This is a genomic window from bacterium, assembly GCA_039961635.1.
GTDB lineage: Bacteria > 4484-113 > 4484-113 > JAGGVC01 > JAGGVC01 > JABRWB01.
This window is the reverse complement of the sequence record JABRWB010000090.1, coordinates 12,603-31,594: the sequence shown is the minus strand read 5'-3', so window position 1 is coordinate 31,594 and position 18,992 is coordinate 12,603. Positions and strand designations below refer to the sequence as shown.

The following is an 18,992-nucleotide window of genomic DNA, read 5'->3' as shown; positions in this document are numbered from 1 at the left end:
TAAAGCAAGTTGCATTCAATGGAGCAAACTTCCGGTTGGAGTCAATGCTTTTCAAACCAAAGTACTGCCCTGATCGGCTCCTCCTTGCCTTCAGGTAGCGGTTTGACAGGATGCTTCGTGTCGCCATCACAAATGACCGCAATCCAATAGCCAACCACTTTTTCGCTTCCATCCGGATTTGTAACTATCTCCGGAAAGTACTGGACAAAGCCCTTAGGGCGCGGCTGGGAAAGGATTGACTCGCAAAGATTCCGGTCGATTTCGAAAGGATTGAGCGGCAAATTCGAAATCGTTGCGTTGTCCCCGGTGTACATCTGGCAAGGCGTATGCGGATAGCTTCCCCTTTGGTTCTTGTAGTTCTCGAGTATTCGGGAAAGAACCCAAGCCGATTGCTCCAACGCTTCGCGCTGTCCCCTGCTTTCATGAAATGCTACAACTGATTTGCAGTCCGCCTGCGCGATCCAAGTGTCAATCATGGGTACCGCGTTTTCGTCGAAGGTTCGCTCGATTTGCTTGCCATCCAGCTGAAATTTGGCGACCTCATACTGGGTAATTCCGGCAAGCGCGTAGTCTTTCCCCTCATAGCGAGCGGTTGCGGTTGCAATCCGGTCTGCCAAGCCGTAAGGCAGGCGAATGGCTATTTTTGAACCGTCATCAAAATTCGCAGTTAGAAAATCGCCTCGCGGCACAATCGGGAACGGACAAGCCCAAGAATTGCCTGCTGGTTTTAGAAGCATCTGCCAGCTTGGCTCCACAAGAGTAACCTCGTCACCCTTAGGATTCATGCAAAGCAAATAGCTCCATGACTCCCCAAAGGTTTCTTCGCCTTCCATTACGATTTCGCCCGATTCAAGCGTTACGAGCAATGCGAAGCTCTTCCCCATGCTTGGGCTTGCTTCTTCGCCTTTCACCGGAGAGCAAAGCAACGCGAAAGTGAATATTGCAAAGGATAGCCAGTAATACAGTGCCTTTATGGTACACATGTTCCTTCTCCAGAATCGTGGAAGTTGCACCAAAAATCGTGCCAGTGGGCCCTGCACATATTTTCGCAAGCGCACCTCGAGCTCATATGCGTATTGCACTTGCAAAGGTTGTCCGCAGCTGCCGGCAGGTTTTCAGGGTCAAATTCTGGACCCCAGACAAATACGGGCTGGCCGAGCATAAATGCAAAGGTATACCCGTCGGACGGAACCAAAACATCTTGCTCCACCCAAGTCTGGCCGTCTGCAGACAAGCCAATCCTCATTGCCTGCCATTCGGTTGCGTTAGCCGCACCCGCAATCAGAAACAAAAACAAAAACACCGAAATCACAATCACCCTCATTTCAATGCACCTCCATGCAGTTTTTGAATGTCTTTGGCCGCTACTTGTGGTGGCCGCAAGGATTCTCTCTCTCTCTCTCTCGTCAATAATCTTGGCGGATATTACAAAAATGTTTGTGAAGAAAGTATCAAGTCACACTGGCAATTGAGTGTGATTTTGAACCGCAGGCAAAAAATCTAGCGGCCATCCTTTGCGATTGCGTGCATCTTGAAGTCCCTGCTGAAATAATTGCTCCCATTCGCACTATAGGCTTCATCGTTGCATTTCACGTTCTGCCGATATATTCTGCTGGTTCCACCTCATCCCGTTGCCAACGGGGATTAAGGAGCAGTTATGAAGATTCACGAGTACCAGGCGAAGGACGTCTTTGCCGAGTTTGGAATCCCGGTTACGGCGGGCAGGGTCGCGTTCACGCCCGAGGAAGCCGAGACCGTAGCAAAGGAGCTTGGCAAGCCGGTCGTAATCAAGGCCCAGGTGCACATCGGCGGGCGGGGCAAAGCCGGAGGCGTCAAGCTGGCTGCGAATCCGGCCGAAGCGAAGGAAAAGGCGTCGCAGATTCTGGGGATGAACATCAAGGGATTTCCCGTCCAGAAAGTGCTCGTCGCCGAACAGGTTGACATCAGGGACGAGTATTACTGCGGAATAACCGTCGATCGGGACGAGAGGATGCTCGTGTTGATTCTGTCGGCTGCGGGCGGCATAGATATCGAGCAAGTCGCGGCGGAAACCCCTGAAAAAATATCGAAGGTGCATATCGATCCGCTGGTGGGCTTATGGCCGAATCAGATCCGCAGGGCCATTTTCGAAAGCGGAGTGGATGTGTTAAAAATGGCCGAAATATCGGACATAATCGGGAAGCTTTACAACGCGTTCCTGGCGAAAGACTGCTCGCTGCTGGAAATCAATCCGCTTGTGGTCACGAAGGACGGGCGGGTGCTTGCTCTGGATGCCAAGATGGTGACCGACGACAACGGGCTTTTCCGGAACAAAGAATTGCTCAAGTTCCGCGAGATCGGGGCCGACTTGGACGAGATCGAGGCGTTCGCGCAGGAAAACCACGTTACATACGTCCATATGCCTCCCGAAATGCGCGGGCCGGTGGGAATTGCAGGAAACGGCGCGGGGCTAGTTATGACGACCCTGGATGTGGTCGCGCGAGCGGGGCTCAAGCCGAACGATTTCTGCGATATCGGCGGCGGCGGAAACGTGGAGCACACCGTCAAGTGCATCGAAACGGTGCTGAAGGATCCCGCGGTCAAAGGATTTTTCCTCAACGTATTCGGCGGCATCACCCGCTGCGATGTGGTCGCGCAGGCACTGCTGGACGTGCAGGACGTTTTTCCGAAGGGATTTCCGGTGGTGGTTCGCCTAACCGGAACGAACGAGGATAAAGCGAAGGAAATCCTCGAAGGATCGCGCTACACATTCGTGCCGACAATGAAAGAAGGCGCGGAGAAGATTGTCGAGCTTATAAATGGGCTTGAAGCCTCGGCCTAGGAGAGCGAAATGTCAATTTTGATTGATTCGAATTCAAGGGTTGTCGTGCAAGGCATAACGGGCGGAGAAGGTTCGTTCCACACGCAGAAGATGATTGAGTACGGCACGAACGTGGTCGCCGGGGTCACTCCCAAAAAAGGCGGGCAAATGTTCGAGAACAAGGTGCCGATTTTCAACACCGTTCAGGACGCCGTCGAGGCGACCGGGGCTGACACGAGCATAATTTTCGTGCCTCCCGCTTTTGCTCCCGACGCCGTAGTGGAGGCGGTGGACGCTTCCGTGGACGTGATCTGCTGCATAACCGAAGGCGTGCCTGTAAACGACATGATAAAGGTTTTCAGCTACGTAACCACGACGGACAGCATTCTCGTGGGGCCAAACTGCCCGGGAATGATTTCGGTCGAAGAGTGCAAGCTTGGAATTATGCCGGGCCATATTTTCAAAAAGGGGCCGGTCGGTGTTATTTCACGGAGCGGCACCCTGACTTACGAAATAGTGGATCAATTGACCCGAGCGGGCATCGGCCAGTCCACCTGCATCGGAATCGGCGGCGATCCGATTATCGGTAGCTCGTTCGTGGATTTGCTTGCCGAATTCGAAGAGGATCCCGCCACCGAAGCGGTCGTCCTGGTCGGCGAAATCGGCGGAAGCGACGAAGAGCAGGCTGCGGAGTTCATCAAAGATATGATGTCCAAGCCGGTTGTGGCATTCGTCAGCGGGCGCACCGCCCCGAAAGGGAAGCGGATGGGACATGCAGGCGCAATCGTTTCCGGCAATACAGGCACTGCTGAAAGCAAGGTCGCGGCGTTCGAAGCCGCAGGGATAAAGGTTCCCGTCACTATTGAAGACCTGGTTGCTGAAACGGGGCGCGCGATCGGAATGAAATAGAGTAGCGCAGTCCTATCTGCTTTGCGGTGCGAACCGCGGTGCTAATATTCCGGCGTGGCCAAACCGACGACTCATTTTGTATGTCAGTCATGCGGCGCGCATTCGCCAAAATGGACGGGTCAATGCCAGTCCTGCGGCGACTGGGGTACGCTTGCCGAAGAAGCAATCCCGGATGCTTCTCCGTCCGGGTTTAGATTAAAGCCGAAGGGCGGACAAGGACTTGAACTCCGGTCGGTATCCGATATTCCAATGGCAAATACGGAGCTGCGTGCCGGCACGGGCGTGCCCGAGTTCGACAAATTAATCGGCGGCGGGATCGTTCCCGGAAGCGTGATCTTGCTTGGCGGTCCTCCCGGAGTCGGCAAATCCACGATCGTTTTGCAAATTGCCGCGGGTATGAAGGCCGGACGGGTGCTGTATGTCAGCGCCGAAGAAAGTCCTGAACAGGTGGCTGGCAGGGCAAGGCGGTTGGGGCTTGGCGATTCCAAGCTTGAGTTGCTGGGCGAAACCGAAGTTGACTCCGTTCTGGATTTGTTGGATCGCGAAAAGTCCTTTTCGCTGGTCGTGGTAGACTCAATTCAAACGGTGCGTCTTGCGGGGCTGATGAGCGCGGCAGGAACCGTCGCCCAGGTGCGCGAAAGCGCTGCACGGCTGGCGGAGTGGGCGAAGCGTTCCGGAGCGTCGGTTATCCTTATCGGACACGTCACAAAGGACGGCCAAATTGCCGGCCCGAAAGTGCTGGAACATCTTGTTGACGTCGTGTGTTATCTGGACGAAGAGGCGGCGTTCGATCTGCGTATTTTGCGTGCAAGCAAAAACCGATACGGCAGCGTGGGAGAGCTTGGGTTGTTTGAAATGACATCGCGTGGACTGGCGGCGGTTCCTGAAGACGAGCTTCCATGGATCGGCGGCTCGGCGCTGTCGAGTCCGTCTATCTTCGGGGTTGTCACTTCCCCGTCACGGGCGTGGCTTTGTGAAGTGCAGGCGCTTGTTACGCCGTCGTCGTTTCAGTATCCAAGGCGAATCTCAATCGGGTTCGAGTTGAACAGGCTGGCGATGCTTTTGGCGGTCATCGAAAAGCATTTGAAAATCCCTATGGCCACGAGGGATATCCACGTCAATGTGGCGGGTGGTTTGAGGATTTTGGATTCCGCGCTGGACTTGCCGGTCATAATCGCGGTGTTGGGGAGCTACTTGGAACAAGCGCCGGAAACCGCGATTGCCGCCATCGGCGAGGTAGGGCTGGGCGGCGAAGTAAGGCGCACTTCGCGCCAACAGGCCAGGGTGGCCGAAGCGAAGCGGTTTGGAATCCCAACTGTGATTTGCGGAGGCCCGGAACCGCCTTCCGCGGACGGGGTAGTGGCGGTTAACTCGCTGCAGAGTGCAGTGCAGAGGATATTCGGCGCGACCGATTAGCCAAACGTACCGCATTCGAGGAGAACTCGATAGAACATGCTAAAATTTACGGAGTGCCGGGGAATTTCCCCGATTTCGAATGAGCAAATCAGTTTCTCGTATTCTTGGCGTCCTGATCGGCGGGCTGGTCGGGTATCTAATCGCGCAAATTTATGATTTCTACTGGCTGGCGCCCAAGCAGGAATATCTAAGCACCACAATTCAGGCGATGGAAGGAACTCTTTCCAACAATCCCTCCTTAATCAGAGATGTTTTGCGCGATGAACTTCAACAAGTTACGTATTTGAAAATCGTCAAAGTTATTATCCTCGGACTTGGATTTGTTATCGGCTATTTGTCTAGCGGGTTGCTGCAGGCGCGCCTTTCGAAGCTGCTTACCGAAATGCTTGTCCGGCTTCAGCGCTCATCCAAAGAGCGAATCATCGCCGGCGTTCTGGGTTTCGGCGCTGGAACGGGAATTACCTACATAGTTCTTTTTCCTCTGTATTCATTCATGAAGGACGCGGAGGCTAATTTTCTTCAGGATCCTGTCGTTAGAATAGGGCTTTATCTTGTTCTTGTAATGTGGCTGGGTTATTTCGGCGCGAACCTGGCCGTCAACGTCTTTTATCCCGAAGCCAAGGCGGACCAACTGGGCGCGCAGTTTGGTATCAAAGGTATTCCGCCGAAAGTATTGGACACCAGCGCAATTATTGACGGGCGGATTGCGGAAGTAATCAAAACGCATTTCCTGGAAGGCGTCATCGTCATTCCTTCAAGCGTACTACGGGAGCTTCAGGCCATCGCCGACTCGAACGACCATTTGAGACGGGCAAAGGGCCGCAGGGGACTGGAAATATTGAACGATTTGCGGAGCAATCCCAGGTTTCCGATTTCAATTTACGACGACACGGAAGAGGAAGCGCTGTCCAATTCGGTAGACGAGCAACTAATCAGGATAGCGAAAAACCTAGGGGGGATAGTCGTGACGAACGACTTCAACCTGAACAAAGTGGCCACCGTCCAGGAAGTGGACGTGCTGAACATCAACGAGCTTGCCAACGCGGTCAAGCCGATGGTCGTGCCGAACGAAACGTTGCAGGTGCTTATCATCAAGGCAGGCAAGGAGCATGGCCAGGGCGTCGGCTACCTGGACGACGGGACAATGGTCGTTATCGAGGGAGGCGTGGAACGCCTGGGATCTGTTGTGGATGTTCGCGTCACATCGGTAATGCAAACCCAGGCCGGAAGGCTGATTTTCGCGCGAATCAACGACAACAGCAAGGAGCTTTAGTGCGCGCCTCGCTAGTTATTGTCGCGGCGGGGGCAAGCAGCCGCTTCGGCGCGGCGAACAAGCTGCTCGAAGTTCTGGGGGGCGGAAAGACCGTTCTTGAGATATGTATAGAAAACGCATGGGCTTCCGGAACATCTTCCGAATTAGTCATTGCAGCAAGCAATGACACATGGGTTGCTTCCGAGGCAGTTATGAAGAAAATTGGAGCGCCGGGCAGCGTGGTTTCCGGCGGGTTCTACAGGCAGGAATCGGTTAAAAACGCGCTTGAGGTTTGCGGGGGCGAAATCGTGATTATCCACGATGCCGCCAGACCGCTTGCGTCGAAGGAACTTTTCGCCGCTGTTTTCGAGGCCGCATCTCAAACAACCGGGGCGGCGCCGTTTCTTCCCGTGCCGGATACCGTACTAATGCGCACCGAAGCGGGCGTACTTGCAGGCAATGTAAACAGGGACTCGCTTATCAGAACGCAGACGCCGCAGGCGTTTCCACTGAAAGCACTGCTTGGCTTTCACCTTTCGGCGGAAACCGAAGGAAGGTGTTTTTCTGACGATGCGTCGCTGTTTCTCGCTTGCGGCGCAAAGGTGAGTTTTGTGCCCGGAGAGGAAGCCAATATCAAAATTTCGACCAATCGCGACCTTGAAATCGTAAGAGCAATCTTCGCCGCAAGGGGTGGAGGAATGAACTGTGCACAATAACGTTCGGACTGGAATAGGATATGACGCACATAGGTTCGATCAGGCAAGAAAGCTGGTGCTGGGCGGCGTTGAAATACCGGGTCACCCAGGTTTGGCCGGTCATTCGGATGCGGACGTTCTGGCGCACGCGATCGCGGACGCGCTGCTGGGAGCTTGCGGGCTCGACGACATCGGTACGCATTTTCCTGACACGTCCCCGGATTGGCTTGGGATTTCGAGCCTTGTAATTCTCGCCAAGGTTGCCGAGCTTGCAGAAAGAAATGGATTCGCGGTTTCCAACGTGGATTCGACGATTGTGGCGGAATCTCCGAGACTCTGCGAGTACTATACTGAAATGCGGCGCAACATCGCGACCGCGCTGGACATTTCTCCGTCGCAAGTAAACGTAAAGGCCACCACCACCGAAAAAATGGGATTTGCCGGCAGGAAAGAGGGAATAGCGGCCTATGCCGTTGCGACGGTAGTATCCACCGCGCTTTCCCAGAAAAATATGTCGGTTGAAGACGGTTCACGCGAAAAGCTTGTGTTCCCGGGAACGATTTATAAAAACCCTCCCCGAAACGAACCGAATGCGCCCGAAATAGCGAAAATGCTATCCCGACTTCCGGAAGCGATATTCAACACGGACGGTGCAACATCCGGCAATCCGGGACCAAGCGGCTGCGCAATCATTTTGTCGCTGCCCGACGGTGAGCCCGTTTGCGGTTTTTCCTGGCACATCGGACGCGCCACGAACAATGTAGCGGAATATACGGCCGTACTGGAGTTGCTCAGGTGGCTGGACGGTTTGGCGGGCAACAAAGGCCGTATCAGAATTCGTATGGACAGCGAGCTTGTGCAAAGGCAGCTAGCCGGAAAATACAAAGTCAAAAGCCCGGAGCTGCAACCATACTGGGCAGAAGCTTCGGAGATATTGGCAAGGATGCCCGAAGTATCGTTGGATTACATTCCGCGCGGGCAAAACGCTTTCGCCGACCACCTGGCAAGATCGGCCGCCAGAAAAAAGCACTAGCGTTCCAATCGGCCGGGGCGAAGGATCCTGTCGATCTCGAACTGCATCAATCCGCCGACCTTCCTTTTTTTCCGGTTGTATTCCTCCCACTCCCGAAGCCAGTCGGCATCCTTTAAGGGTTTATCGGGATCTTCGATATAGGATTGGATAAACGCGAAATACGCGATCGAAGAGACCGCCACGGCGATCAATGTCAGTTCGCCAAACACGATATGAGTATAGCCGCGTTCGCTTGGCTATGTTTGGGGCGGCCAGCCGCTGCGGCCTACGTGTATCGCTCCCCAGTTTTCCATTTTAACGTTCTTGACGAAGTCGCAAAATCTGCCGTAATCCGCCGCAAGCAGCTCGTCAATGCGAGTAAGCGGATAGTCCGGCGGCATGCCAAGCTGCAACGCGCGCATAATTTCGCTACACTTTCCGTGGGGCGTTTCCAGAAGATCCCTTTGAAGTACGGAAAGGAATCGCTGCGCGGCCTTGAATTCCCTTTTGGTTGGTGGCTTTGAAACGAGATTGCTTATTTCACGAATTATTCCCTGCCAAGCGGCCTCTACTTTGTCGAAGGAAGTAAGTATCAAAATTGCGATACAGGCGAGTTTTTTCCCCGCGAAGTATGAGCTGCCGACGGAATATGCAAGCGATTCACGCCCACGAAGGATGCGGAACAGTCTTGAATTGGCTCCCACTCCCAATATGCAGTTGAACAGCTGCCAATATACCGACTCCGGCGAGGAAATGCCCGCTGCAGGCATCCCGACCAAGAGGGCCGACTGCTCTTTGTCCATTTTGAATGACAGTCTGCGGTTGCCGCCCTTGAAGGTACCTTCCCGAGGATTGATTTTTTCTTTCGAGGAGAACTTGTATTTGGCGAATTCACTTTCCAGTTGGTCCATCACCCTTGCGGAATCGAAAGACCCTGTAACTACAACGCGGCATGTTTCCGGATTGATGATTCTCTTCGCGTACGCCATAACCGTTCGGGCTTTGAGCGCCATAAGGTCGTTTTCGTTTCCGAGCGACTGCACGCCGTAGGGAGAGGACTTGAAAAAGCTCCGGCAGAAGCGGTCCCAAGCGTATGAGCTGTTTTCGTCCTTTATCCTGGCCAATTTCGTCAGAGAGTCCCATCTGGCGCGTTCAAGTTCTTTCGAGTCGAACCGCGGCGATCCAAGAATTTCCGCGAAGACCGCAGGCGCGATTGCCCAGTCGCCGGAAACGAGCGAGGTGGAAAGCCCCAGGTGGGTTGAACTGAAAGAAACATCGATTGAAGCTCCAACCCTTTCAAAAAGCTTTGATATTTCTATCGCGCTTTTTCGCTTCGTGCCTTTGAGCAGCAACTCGTTGGTAATTCGAGAAATTCCCGCAGAAGGTTCGCATGTTAAATCATAAGGAAAATCCAGTCGGAAACTGACTGTGCTCGAAACAGGAACATGCCATCCGAAAACCTCGATTCCGGAGTCCGTTTTGCCGATGCGTTCGGGATACATACTGGACTTTTTGCCTAAAGATTTCTCAACGAAAACCCGCCTGACGGCCGGTGAAAGAAATTTCCCCAGATTTTGCGGCACGGAAGGCTCTTTTTGAGTACCGGGATAGGCAATCGTGATTCCTACTCGGTTCATGTCCGCAAGAATCCGGGAGGCCAGCGATGAAATATCTTCCGGCACCGCGCGATCGAATAAGTCGAGGAAAGCGTCAATCTGCGCGAGCGAACGCCGCGGAAAGGCGACGACGCCGAGCCAAGCGCCCGCGCCGACGGCGTCCTCCGAGCCAAATTTCCTTTGTGCAGAGATAGCTGCCTTTGCCGTGGAAAGTTCGTCCCAGCTGGGTGGATGCGCTGCTATTTCTTGCAGGTGCTCTCTGTATACCTCCAAAATACGGGGAACTTTTTCGGTTGATTCGGTGACGAATCTGAATAGAAGCGAGTTGGCGGGCGGCGTGTCTTCGCTCGCCAGCTCGAATTCCTGACAAAGAAGCTCTTTTTCCATCAGCGCCTGATTGAGCCTGCTTGAAAAAGTGCCGGCAAGGAGGAATGTCAATAGAGAAAGTATCGCCCCATCGCCGGAAACGTCACCACCGGGGCACGGTACGGAAAGATAGCCGTATGCAACTTCCTGGTCGGCCGGGTATACCAAACGATGCTCCCCCGCAGGAAGTCTATTGGGCAAACGTCTTCTGGAATTTGAAGCAAGACGCGATTTGCCCCAGCCTTCGGTGCGCATCTCAACCAATTCAAGCAGTTTTCGTTCATCAGGAAGCTTGCCGGATACAATCAAAGCCGCGTTTCCCGGAGTGTAGTGGCTGCGATGGTATTTCTTCATCGCTTCGGCGGTAAGGCCGTTCAGGGAATCCTCGGTGCCCAAAATGTTGTGTCCCCAGGGCGTATCTGCATAAAAGCCAAGCTGGTGAAGCAAATAAGGCGCGAGAAGAGGATGGTCGCGATACTGCTTCATTTCCTCCATTACGACCTGGCGTTCGAGATCGAACTCGTGCCTGTCGATCGAAGGCCTGGCGCACATTTCAAACAGGAGGTCGAGGGCAACCGGTAAGCTTTCATGAGGCATTACAAAGTGGTAATGCGTGTACTTGAGGGCGGTCGCGGCGTTGTTGTAGCCTCCCGCTTCCGCCGTAAGCCGGTCTATGTCGCCCGCTCCATACTTTTCATTTCCCTTGAATACCATGTGCTCCAGGAAATGCGAAATGCCGAACTGCTCCGGCCGCTCGCATTCGGCGCCGACGCAGAACCAAAGGTCGACATAGCAGCGCGCGCTTTCGGGCACGTCGAACGTGTATACCTTGAGGCCGCTTTTAAGGCTGTAGGCCTTTACCGGCAGGTTTTTAACCATTGGATTCCTGTTTTTCACCGGAGGGAATGCTACCACAATTGCGAAATAGATGAGGCCCGGCCGGTGTTGAAATGTAAACGGCGATAATCTAGAATATCACGCCTTTGCAAGGGGTCGCCATTGCTTCAACGCGGCAAGGAAATTTTGGTTGTAGACGACGAGGAGATCATCCGCGAAATAATTCGGAGAAAGATCGTCTCGGCGACGGATGTATCGGTCCGCGACGCCGTGGACGGCCTTGACGCGCTGGAAAAACTTGCGGAGCATCCCGTCGACCTGGTCATCACCGATATCAAAATGCCGCGGATGAACGGCCTTGAACTTATTACCGCGATGAGGGAGCGTGGCATCGACACTCCGGTAATCATCGTAACCGGTTACGGGACGCTGAACGATGCAATCGAGGCGATAAGGCTGGGCGCTGTTAACTTCGTTAAGAAACCGTTTCAGACAAACGAACTGCTAAGCGTTATTGACCGGGTTTTTAGTATTTACGAAGAAAAGTTTCACATGAAAGACGTGGTGCCGTATGTAGGAAGCCATGAAGTGTGTTTCGCGCTTCCCAACGACCAAAAACTGTTTCAAGGAGTCATCGCATACGTCAATGAATCCATAAGGAACACCTGGCCTGAATGCAGCCCAAATATGGTTGACATAAAGATTTCAATGTACGAAGCGTTGCTGAACGCTTTCGAGCACGGAAATCTCGGGATTTCGAGCAGCGAAAAAGAAAAGCTGCTAAGCGAATCGCCCGAATCTTATGAAAAATTCATTGCCGAGCGCGCCTCGAAGCCTCCATATTCCGATCGCAAAATCAAAATCGAGTTGAAGATCGATTCCAGCAAGCTGACATTAGCGATCGAGGATGAGGGCGACGGATTCGATCATGCTTCGCTCCCCGATCCGACCGATCCTGAAAACCTTATGAAGCATCTTGGACGGGGCGTGCTGCTTATGCGAAACATAATGACCGATGTCAAATACGTCGGCAAAGGCAACAGGCTCATTCTGGGGATGGAGCGATCAAAGTTGGCGTTGCGCCCGGCGCAGTAAGCTCCTTTGGACAATTCCAATGCGGACTTAGCCCGCTACTTATCGCCAGGCGGCAAACCAGCGCCGGAGCGATCGGGGTATGCCGGCTTATCAGGATCGATCCACGGCTTAAGGTTGAGCTCGTTCATCGCTACCTCTATTGCCGCATCCAGCTGGGGATCCTGTCCATTGGCAAGGAGGGTGGGATTGTCTACAACCAAGACGTCCGGATCGACGCCGTGTCCCTCGATGCCCCAAGTCCCGTCCAGTTCGTAAAAGCCGAAAGTAGGTACGCTGCAATAGCCTCCGTCCATTAGCGGTGGATTGCCGGACAGGCCTACCAGCCCTCCCCAGGTTCGCGTGCCGACGAGCTTTCCGAGACCGGCTTGCCTGAAATAGTACGGGAACGCATCGCCGCCGGATCCAGCAGCGTAGTTGATCAGCATTACCTTGGGACCGGCGTGGGCAAGCCCGGGCGTGCGCCAGCTAAGACCGTCGCGGCGAGCCCAGTAGGACATTATGGGACGATTGAGTAGTTCGATCAGGCGGTTCGGAATAAAGCCGCCGCCGTTCCAGCGCTCGTCAATAATCAATGCGTCTTTCTTGAACTGGCCGACAAACTGCCGTTCGAGGTCGATTATTCCGCCGAACGAGGTGTTTCGTACGTAAATGTAACCAACCCGCCCTCCGGTTTTGTCCAGCACATACTGCCTGTTGGCCTCCTCCCAGGCGCGGTGGCGAAGCTCGTACTCGCTCGAAATCGGGGTGACCAGCACTTTCCTGGAATCGGCGCTGCGCCGCGCCGATTTGCCGACGGTCAGCTCGGTCGGCTTGCCCGCTGTGCCCTGGAACGCCGCGTAGGGAGAGAGTGATGGATCCAAACCCACTCCATTGACCGCGAGAAGGAAATCGCCTTCGGCAACATCGACTCCTGGCTGCGACAGCGGCCCGGTCGCCGCGATATCCCAATCGGCCCCCCGATATATTTTCGAGATTCTGTAACCCTTGTCGCCGTTGGAATCCTTGTCGAGCTTGAAATCGCAGCCCAACAGCCCGACCGATATGTATGGCTCTTCTTCGGTCGGCGAACTCCATACGTATGCGTGGCCCACGTTCAACTCGCCGACCATCTCGCCCAGAATGTATGTAACGTCGTCGCGAGACGCCGCGTGCTCGACAAGCGCCAAAGCCTTGTCGAGTTCTTTCTGCCAATCCACCCCGTGCATACCCGGGTCGTAAAAGAAGTCCCGGTAAACGCGCCAGGCATAGCGGATAACTTCCTTCCATTCACGCCGCGGATCAATTAGGGCGCGCACCTCGCTTGTATCAACCCGCTTGTCCAGAGCTGCGCCGGGACCGGCCGTTGTTATATACATCTGGCCGCCGGAATAAACCAGCATCTTGGAGCCGTCCGGAGTAAGATCAAAGCCGCCGACTCCATCCAGCAGCTTAGTTTCTTCCTTCTTCAAAAGATCGTACTGCGCAAGCTCCAGCCTTCCCTGGGAGCCGGGCGCAGTGGCTCGAATATACAGCACGCGCTTGTCCGCCGCCGCCAGGCTTGAGTAATTTCCACGCGCAAGGGGAAGCACAACGGTTCTCGCTTCCAGTCCTGCAAGGTCTATTACGGTCGCCTTTTCATTTTGGTCGCTTTTCGCGCCTTCCGGTTCGGAATCGCCGGCCTTTCCTGCGGTTCCTTCTTCCGCCTTGATTTCCTCTTCGTCGTTTTCGGGAGCGAAGGGCGAGGCGACGTCTTTGCGCAAAGGCATCGCGGCGATCTGCGCAGAGCTTGAAAACTGGTAGCTGTCGTCAAGATCGCTCATTGTTGGAACAAAATTGCGCTGGGTGATGAAATATAGGAAGTCGCCGCTCTTGTCGAAAACGGGACTGAAGCTGTTGAACATCGGGGAAGTCACAGTATGGCTGACTCGGTTTCTTAGCTCGAAGAGCTTAATTGTGGAATTCGAATTGGACTCGTCTCGAATCGTGTACGCCAGCCAGTTGCCGTCGGGCGCCCAGGAAATCCAATATCCTCCGAGTGCCCAAGGATCTTTCTCCAAAAAAACCGTTTCCTTTTCGTCTATCAAATAAACGAAATAGGAGCCGGTCTTGTCCGCAAAAGCGATTTTTTTGGAGTCGGGAGACCAAACGGGCGAATATCTGAATGCCTTTCCGCCGTCTGTCAGTTTCCGCGCATCTTCCGATCCGTCCGACATGCGAATGAAAAGCTCGTATTCGCCGGTTTCGTCGCCGAAATACGCGATCCACTTGCCGTCCGGCGACCAGGCGGGAAACTGCTCCCAGATGTCGTCGGAGCGAGTGAGATTACGGGGAAAGCCCTTTTCGGCGGGAAGCGTCCAGATGTCCCCGCGGAAGTTGACTGCGACTCGCTTTGCGCCCGGCGATATCGAGGCTCCAAAGTTAAGGCCGGAAACATCAACCATTTGCGGCCGTACGCTGGGATGATCGCCAGGAATGCTAATCCTTACTTCGCGCGTCTTATTCGATACAAGGTCAAGCAGCATCAGTTTCCCGCCATATTCGAAAACAATCTCTTCCGGCCCTATGGACGGCCATTTGACGTCGAATTCGGTGAAGTGAGTAATCTGACTGTGGCTTCCGACGCCTATTTCGTATTTCCAAATATTGCGCCTGTTTTCCTTGCCGGCATCCGAAAGGTAGTAAACCGAGTTCCCGTAATACATAGGGATGTCATCGGTTCCAAGGTGGTCGGTTATCTTGCGCGACTCGAAGTTGTCCAAATTGAAGAGCCAGATGTCTGTCGCGGTGCCGCCCCTGTATCGTTTCCACGTCGCCCATTCCCTCGACCAAGGTGTGAATGCGCACCACTTGCCGTCAGCCGAGAAGCTTGCGAATGCCGCCTGGGCCATCGGAAGCGCACTCGGAAGCCCGCCTCCGTCGTTTGCGTAATAAAGTTTCGTTCCGGGATACGGCATCTCCCTCGACGAACCGAAAACGATTCGGCCGGACGGCGCGAAATCCACAACTGCGTCTTGGCCAGGATGATAGGTTAGCCGCTTCGGTATGCCGCCGGTTACAGGGATTGTGTAAACGTCCACGTTTCCGTCGTAATTGGCGCTGAATGCGATCGTTTGTCCGTCTGGGCTGAACTTGGGCGCGAATTCAGCGCCGGGAGGGGAACTTAGGGGAACTGCTGTTCCGCCGTCCTTCGGTGCAATCCATACATCGTTGTCGTATACAAATGCGATTTTGTTCCTGCTAACATCCGGAAAACGCAACATTGCCGCGTTAATTACGTCATCCGCGGCAGTGCTGTCTGTGGAAAGGCAAAAAAAGATAAGGGCAACGGCAAACAAGATACGTTGAGTCTTCGAGGGCATTTTATTCTCCTTGTAGAGCGACCGACCGTCCCCAGATTTCGGTTTCCGTCCGGCCGAAGACGCGAGCGCGAATGGTACCCTCGACAGGAATCGAACCTGTATTTAGAGTTTAGGAGACTCCCGTTCTATCCATTGAACTACGAGGGCATAAGCGCACCCGACAGGATTCGAACCTGCGGCCTCCTGATCCGTAGTCAGACGCTCTGATCCACTGAGCTACGGGTGCGGCGGGATTATACCGGGGGCGTATTTGGGTGTCAACGAAACTTCAGGGCTGATGATGCCAGAATAGGAGTTTCGCTATTTTTTGGGCACAGCCGCTTCAATCGCCGCGGCAATCGCTCCCGCCGCGACGAGCCCCCAGTAATTGACAAGCCTAACCGCGGCGATTCCTGCAATGACAATGGGCGCGTGGAAACTCCAAGCTTCCAGTATCGCTTTGGATGCCAGCTCGAAAGCACCCAACCCGCCCGGAGTAAAGGGAACCGCATTTGACAAGGTGGCCGCAGAAGCCGAAAACAGGATGCGGACGGCGCCGAGTTCGATTCCGACAGACCGCAGCACCACTCCGAAAGAAGCAAGCTCGCATATCCAAAGAAGAAGCGTAAGCAGAATCAAGTCTAACTGCTTTGTCAGCGCGGACAAAAAGCCGGATTTTACGCCGGCGACCTTGTTGCGGTATTTTGTCGGCAGGAGAAACCGGATAACGCGTTCGATGTTGGCTACCAAAAGGACCGCAAAAGCGACCATAGCTGCGATGACCGCAAGCGTCGCGAGAACCGGTGCATATCCGACGCCGGGCAGTACGTCGTCGCCGCCGGCAAGCAATCCGGCGATGCCTAATCCAAGAAACAGAATCACCGCAACGAAATCAAGAACTCGTTCAGCGATGATGGCCCCAAGAACGACGAAAAATCCGCCTCCATGCCTCCGGGAAATATCCAGTGCCCTATAAAGGTCGCCCGCTTTGGCCGGGACTACGCAGTTGATTGCGAATGAAGAAAGAATTACCGAGAATGCGCGGCCAAAACCCACGGCGATTTTTGATGGTGCAAGCATCACCTGGAATCGCAACGCTCGGAAAACGTATGATGCAAGATAGAGCAAGGCACCCGTCCAAAACCCGGCAACGGAGATGCGAACCAGGCTGGACTTCACTTCCTCCAAGTCAACGCCGCGAACCACGAACCAAAGCAGTCCCGCCGCAATGGCGATGGACAGCAGAATTCGCAGGATGGCGGCGTAGGAATTGCCGGAAGGACGGCTTGGCTCGATGGGGCTGTCCGGAGACTCCCGCGTTTCATTCACGGGATTAAATGACCTCTGAATCCACTTCCGGATCGCGGTACTCCAGAGGCACGAACCTGCTGATCGCGCGCTCGTGTATAAAGAGCACCTTGCCGCGCTTGCCGCCGCGGTTTTTAATCACTTCAAGGACCGTAAAGCCTCCCGAAAACTTGCGCGTGCGGGGATTGTCGCGGAGCTGCTTCTCAAGCTCGCCCAGCTTGGCAACGATTTCGTTCACCGTGTTTTGATGGACGGCCTGGGTGTAGTTCATTTGGAAATATTTCGAAATATTCGACAGCGACTTGTCCTGGCTGACCAGGAAGCAGACCGAATCCGCGAACTGCGTGTCTTGATAGAACCTCACTATAACCTTGTTGGAAATATCGCTGGTCGGATAGAAGTGGTGGTAATCAAGCAGGTATTCGTTGGTGGCCAGAATCGAGATGTCCAGCTCGCGGGCTAGGGACTTTATGCGGCTGGTCAGGATGTTCATGTCCACGGTTGTGTCTGTGTGCGCGTTGATGTTTGCGAGCAGCAGTTGAAGGCTGTCCAAGACTACGAACATAGTGCCCAACTCGCCCCTGGCCTTGTGTCGGCGCCGGAGTTCGACAAGTGTCGAGCGCAAAAATTCCTCGTCTGTTGCGACCGTTCCTTCGATCACGGTCACGTTTTGGTTGAACTCCTGGTATTTTTCGTACGCAGCCATAAGCGCTCGATTGAAGGCGTCGTCGCGCTTCAGGCTGCCCGGATCGTTGCGGCGCGCGATTAACTCCTGCGTGGGCAATTCGCCGATTTCCGACAGCGATTTAACGTAAATCTCCTCTATTCCCTGCTGGAGTGTGATGTAAACGCACGGAATAGAATGATGCTGGGCGATGTAATTAGTGCACCACAGGCAAAAAGAGGTGGTCCCGCTGCCGGGAAATCCGGCAACGATTGTAAGACTTCCCGGTTGGAATCCGCCGCCGAGAATGTGGTTGAGATGCCTGGACGGTGAAGCGATTATCCGCCGCTTTTCGCTGAAAAACCGCTGCAAGAGCTGGGGGGCGAATACGGAAAGGCTGTCGTATTCCTCGGGCTCGCGTTTCTGATAAAACTTGTCCGCGACTATGTCGCGTTCCTCATCCATCCTGCCTTCAATGTCGCCCGCGATCTGCGAGAACAGCGCGGATGCGGCCTCACTGAATGCTTCTATCGGCTCAAGGAAAGCAATCGGTGGCCGCTTCTGGGACATCTCGTACAAGCGGACATAGTTGGTCTTCTTGAAAACGTTGTAAGGCAGCCTGATCTTGTGTATGCCTTTGCCTTCAGCGATCGCGCTACCGGTTATCTGCGTCAATGCGTCATATCTGTAAGCTTCAAAATCGATCTGGCCGAATTGGTCAACGCCGTTGCCTTCTTCGCTGGATGCGAGCTCGACAATCTTCCGGGTCATTTTTTCGTAGTATTGATGCAGATTTATCCTCGGCAGAATCCCGAAGACCGTATAGTCGATTTCAATCTCGATGCGCTTTCCGGAGTAGTTGATGTGAATGGCGTCCAGCGGTATGTCGTATGTAAGCCTTACGAATTCGACAATTTCAATTGCTTGGTTGATGGCATGGACAATTTCCGCACTGGATTTGGCGACAAATGGGATGAAGTAATTGCCGAGCAAATAGAGCCTGCCCTCTTGATATGCCTGGTCAATGTCGGCCTTGTTGTCGTATTCGAAATAAAACCGTGACTGAAACAGGTCTACCTTGTACCTGTTGACAAATTCCTCCAGATGCTTCCGGTCGATTATTACTTTCCGCCCGTCTTCCGCCTGCTGGTTGCCGAAGCCGAACTGCGCCGGCAGCAGTGAATTGTCGTCGGAGCTGCGCGTGTATCTGGCAATTTCGATATATTTGAATTGCTCTGGACGGCGGACGATCTCGCCTTCTTCCTTTGCCAATTTGAGCCTGACGTTTAGGCGCCGGGCCCAGTGCTCAATCGCCGAATCGTAAGTTGAATGGCGTACGAGAGAGTACAGCCAAATAAGATCGCCGCCCCCGCCGGTCACTTTGCTAGCCGGGCATTTGAACTCCCGGCAGTATGCCGATTTCTTTGCCGAATCGTAGACGAGCGTGTAGTCCGCGCCGCTGTTGTGCGCGGGGCAAGGTGCCAAGAAGCCGTCTTTCTTCTGATCGATCGCCGAGGAGTTGACTCCCAATTCGGCAAGGATCAGCACGGGATCAAGCTTCCCGAGCAGTTCCGTAATTGATTCCAGCGAATACTTCGTCTTTCTTAGCACGCCCACCAATCCGATTGACACCCTAAAAAGGGGGTGTTACAATCTGAACGATTCCCCAGAATGCGTGACCTACTATCCTAGCACATTGCCGGGG

The 18,992-nt window shown here is 54.1% G+C and carries 13 protein-coding genes and 2 tRNA genes; 7 read left to right on the top strand and 8 right to left on the bottom strand.

Going from position 1 to position 18,992, the window contains the following annotated elements; genetic code table 11:
- Nucleotides 1-41 precede the first annotated feature (41 nt).
- Nucleotides 42-983 (bottom strand): hypothetical protein, encoded by a 942-nt coding sequence (locus tag HRF49_11775; protein ID MEP0815325.1) that lies wholly within the window; start codon nt 981-983, stop codon nt 42-44.
- A 674-nt stretch (nt 984-1,657) separates the two neighbouring features.
- Here HRF49_11775 and sucC point away from each other — a divergent pair.
- The 6 genes from sucC to HRF49_11745 all read left to right on the top strand — a co-directional run bounded on the left by sucC (nt 1,658) and on the right by HRF49_11745 (nt 8,105).
- Nucleotides 1,658-2,821, top strand: coding sequence for an ADP-forming succinate--CoA ligase subunit beta (gene sucC / locus HRF49_11770; GenBank protein ID MEP0815324.1), 1,164 nt, complete (start codon nt 1,658-1,660; stop codon nt 2,819-2,821).
- A gap of 9 nt (nt 2,822-2,830) precedes the next feature.
- Nucleotides 2,831-3,709, top strand: coding sequence for a succinate--CoA ligase subunit alpha (sucD, locus tag HRF49_11765; protein MEP0815323.1), 879 nt, complete (start codon nt 2,831-2,833; stop codon nt 3,707-3,709).
- A gap of 54 nt (nt 3,710-3,763) precedes the next feature.
- The gene (gene radA, locus HRF49_11760; GenBank protein ID MEP0815322.1) at nt 3,764-5,125 is read left to right on the top strand and encodes a DNA repair protein RadA; all 1,362 of its coding nucleotides are present in this window, start codon (nt 3,764-3,766) and stop codon (nt 5,123-5,125) included.
- Nucleotides 5,126-5,333: 208 nt separating this feature from the next.
- Nucleotides 5,334-6,398: a TRAM domain-containing protein gene (locus HRF49_11755; GenBank protein ID MEP0815321.1), complete on the top strand. Its 1,065-nt coding sequence runs from the start codon at nt 5,334-5,336 to the stop codon at nt 6,396-6,398.
- A complete protein-coding gene (locus HRF49_11750) occupies nt 6,398-7,093 on the top strand; it encodes a 2-C-methyl-D-erythritol 4-phosphate cytidylyltransferase (protein MEP0815320.1) in 696 nt (231 codons plus the stop codon). Before HRF49_11755 ends, HRF49_11750 begins: the two co-directional genes overlap by 1 nt.
- Entirely contained in the window at nt 7,083-8,105 is a 1,023-nt protein-coding gene (locus HRF49_11745; protein ID MEP0815319.1) for a 2-C-methyl-D-erythritol 2,4-cyclodiphosphate synthase, read from the top strand. The genes HRF49_11750 and HRF49_11745 overlap by 11 nt, the downstream gene beginning before the upstream one ends.
- Here HRF49_11745 and HRF49_11740 read toward each other — a convergent pair.
- Both HRF49_11740 and HRF49_11735 read right to left on the bottom strand, forming a co-directional pair.
- Nucleotides 8,102-8,314: a hypothetical protein gene (locus HRF49_11740; protein ID MEP0815318.1), complete on the bottom strand. Its 213-nt coding sequence runs from the start codon at nt 8,312-8,314 to the stop codon at nt 8,102-8,104. The genes HRF49_11745 and HRF49_11740 overlap by 4 nt on opposite strands.
- 27 nt (nt 8,315-8,341) lie before the next feature.
- Nucleotides 8,342-10,945 carry an insulinase family protein gene (locus tag HRF49_11735; GenBank protein ID MEP0815317.1) on the bottom strand — a complete coding sequence of 868 codons (2,604 nt, stop codon included), beginning with the start codon at nt 10,943-10,945 and terminating at the stop codon, nt 8,342-8,344.
- 120 nt (nt 10,946-11,065) lie between these two features.
- Here HRF49_11735 and HRF49_11730 point away from each other — a divergent pair, with 120 nt between their 5' ends.
- Nucleotides 11,066-11,998 carry a response regulator gene (locus HRF49_11730; GenBank protein MEP0815316.1) on the top strand — a complete coding sequence of 311 codons (933 nt, stop codon included), beginning with the start codon at nt 11,066-11,068 and terminating at the stop codon, nt 11,996-11,998.
- Between the two features lie 35 nt (nt 11,999-12,033).
- On the opposite strand, the gene HRF49_11725 is transcribed toward HRF49_11730, so the two are convergent.
- From HRF49_11725 to HRF49_11705, 5 genes are all read right to left on the bottom strand, one after another.
- Nucleotides 12,034-15,237: a PDZ domain-containing protein gene (locus tag HRF49_11725; GenBank protein ID MEP0815315.1), complete on the bottom strand. Its 3,204-nt coding sequence runs from the start codon at nt 15,235-15,237 to the stop codon at nt 12,034-12,036.
- Nucleotides 15,238-15,408: 171 nt separating this feature from the next.
- Nucleotides 15,409-15,483: transfer RNA gene (locus tag HRF49_11720), tRNA-Arg, on the bottom strand.
- A 5-nt stretch (nt 15,484-15,488) separates the two neighbouring features.
- Nucleotides 15,489-15,562: transfer RNA gene (locus HRF49_11715), tRNA-Arg, on the bottom strand.
- Nucleotides 15,563-15,636: 74 nt separating this feature from the next.
- Nucleotides 15,637-16,644, bottom strand: coding sequence for a flippase-like domain-containing protein (locus HRF49_11710; GenBank protein MEP0815314.1), 1,008 nt, complete (start codon nt 16,642-16,644; stop codon nt 15,637-15,639).
- 4 nt (nt 16,645-16,648) lie between these two features.
- On the bottom strand, nt 16,649-18,904 hold the full coding sequence (locus HRF49_11705; protein MEP0815313.1) for a hypothetical protein: 2,256 nt from the start codon (nt 18,902-18,904) through the stop codon (nt 16,649-16,651).
- Nucleotides 18,905-18,992: the final 88 nt, after the last annotated feature.

Excerpts from the sequence above, each read along its gene's own strand:
- HRF49_11775 (MEP0815325.1), bottom strand. The coding sequence starts at position 983 with ATGTGTACCATAAAGGCACTGTATTACTGGCTATCCTTTGCAATATTC.
- sucC (MEP0815324.1), top strand. The coding sequence starts at position 1,658 with ATGAAGATTCACGAGTACCAGGCGAAGGACGTCTTTGCCGAGTTTGGA.
- sucD (MEP0815323.1), top strand. The coding sequence starts at position 2,831 with ATGTCAATTTTGATTGATTCGAATTCAAGGGTTGTCGTGCAAGGCATA.
- HRF49_11755 (MEP0815321.1), top strand. The coding sequence starts at position 5,334 with ATGGAAGGAACTCTTTCCAACAATCCCTCCTTAATCAGAGATGTTTTG.
- HRF49_11735 (MEP0815317.1), bottom strand. The coding sequence starts at position 10,945 with ATGGTTAAAAACCTGCCGGTAAAGGCCTACAGCCTTAAAAGCGGCCTC.
- HRF49_11725 (MEP0815315.1), bottom strand. The coding sequence starts at position 15,237 with ATGTTGCGTTTTCCGGATGTTAGCAGGAACAAAATCGCATTTGTATAC.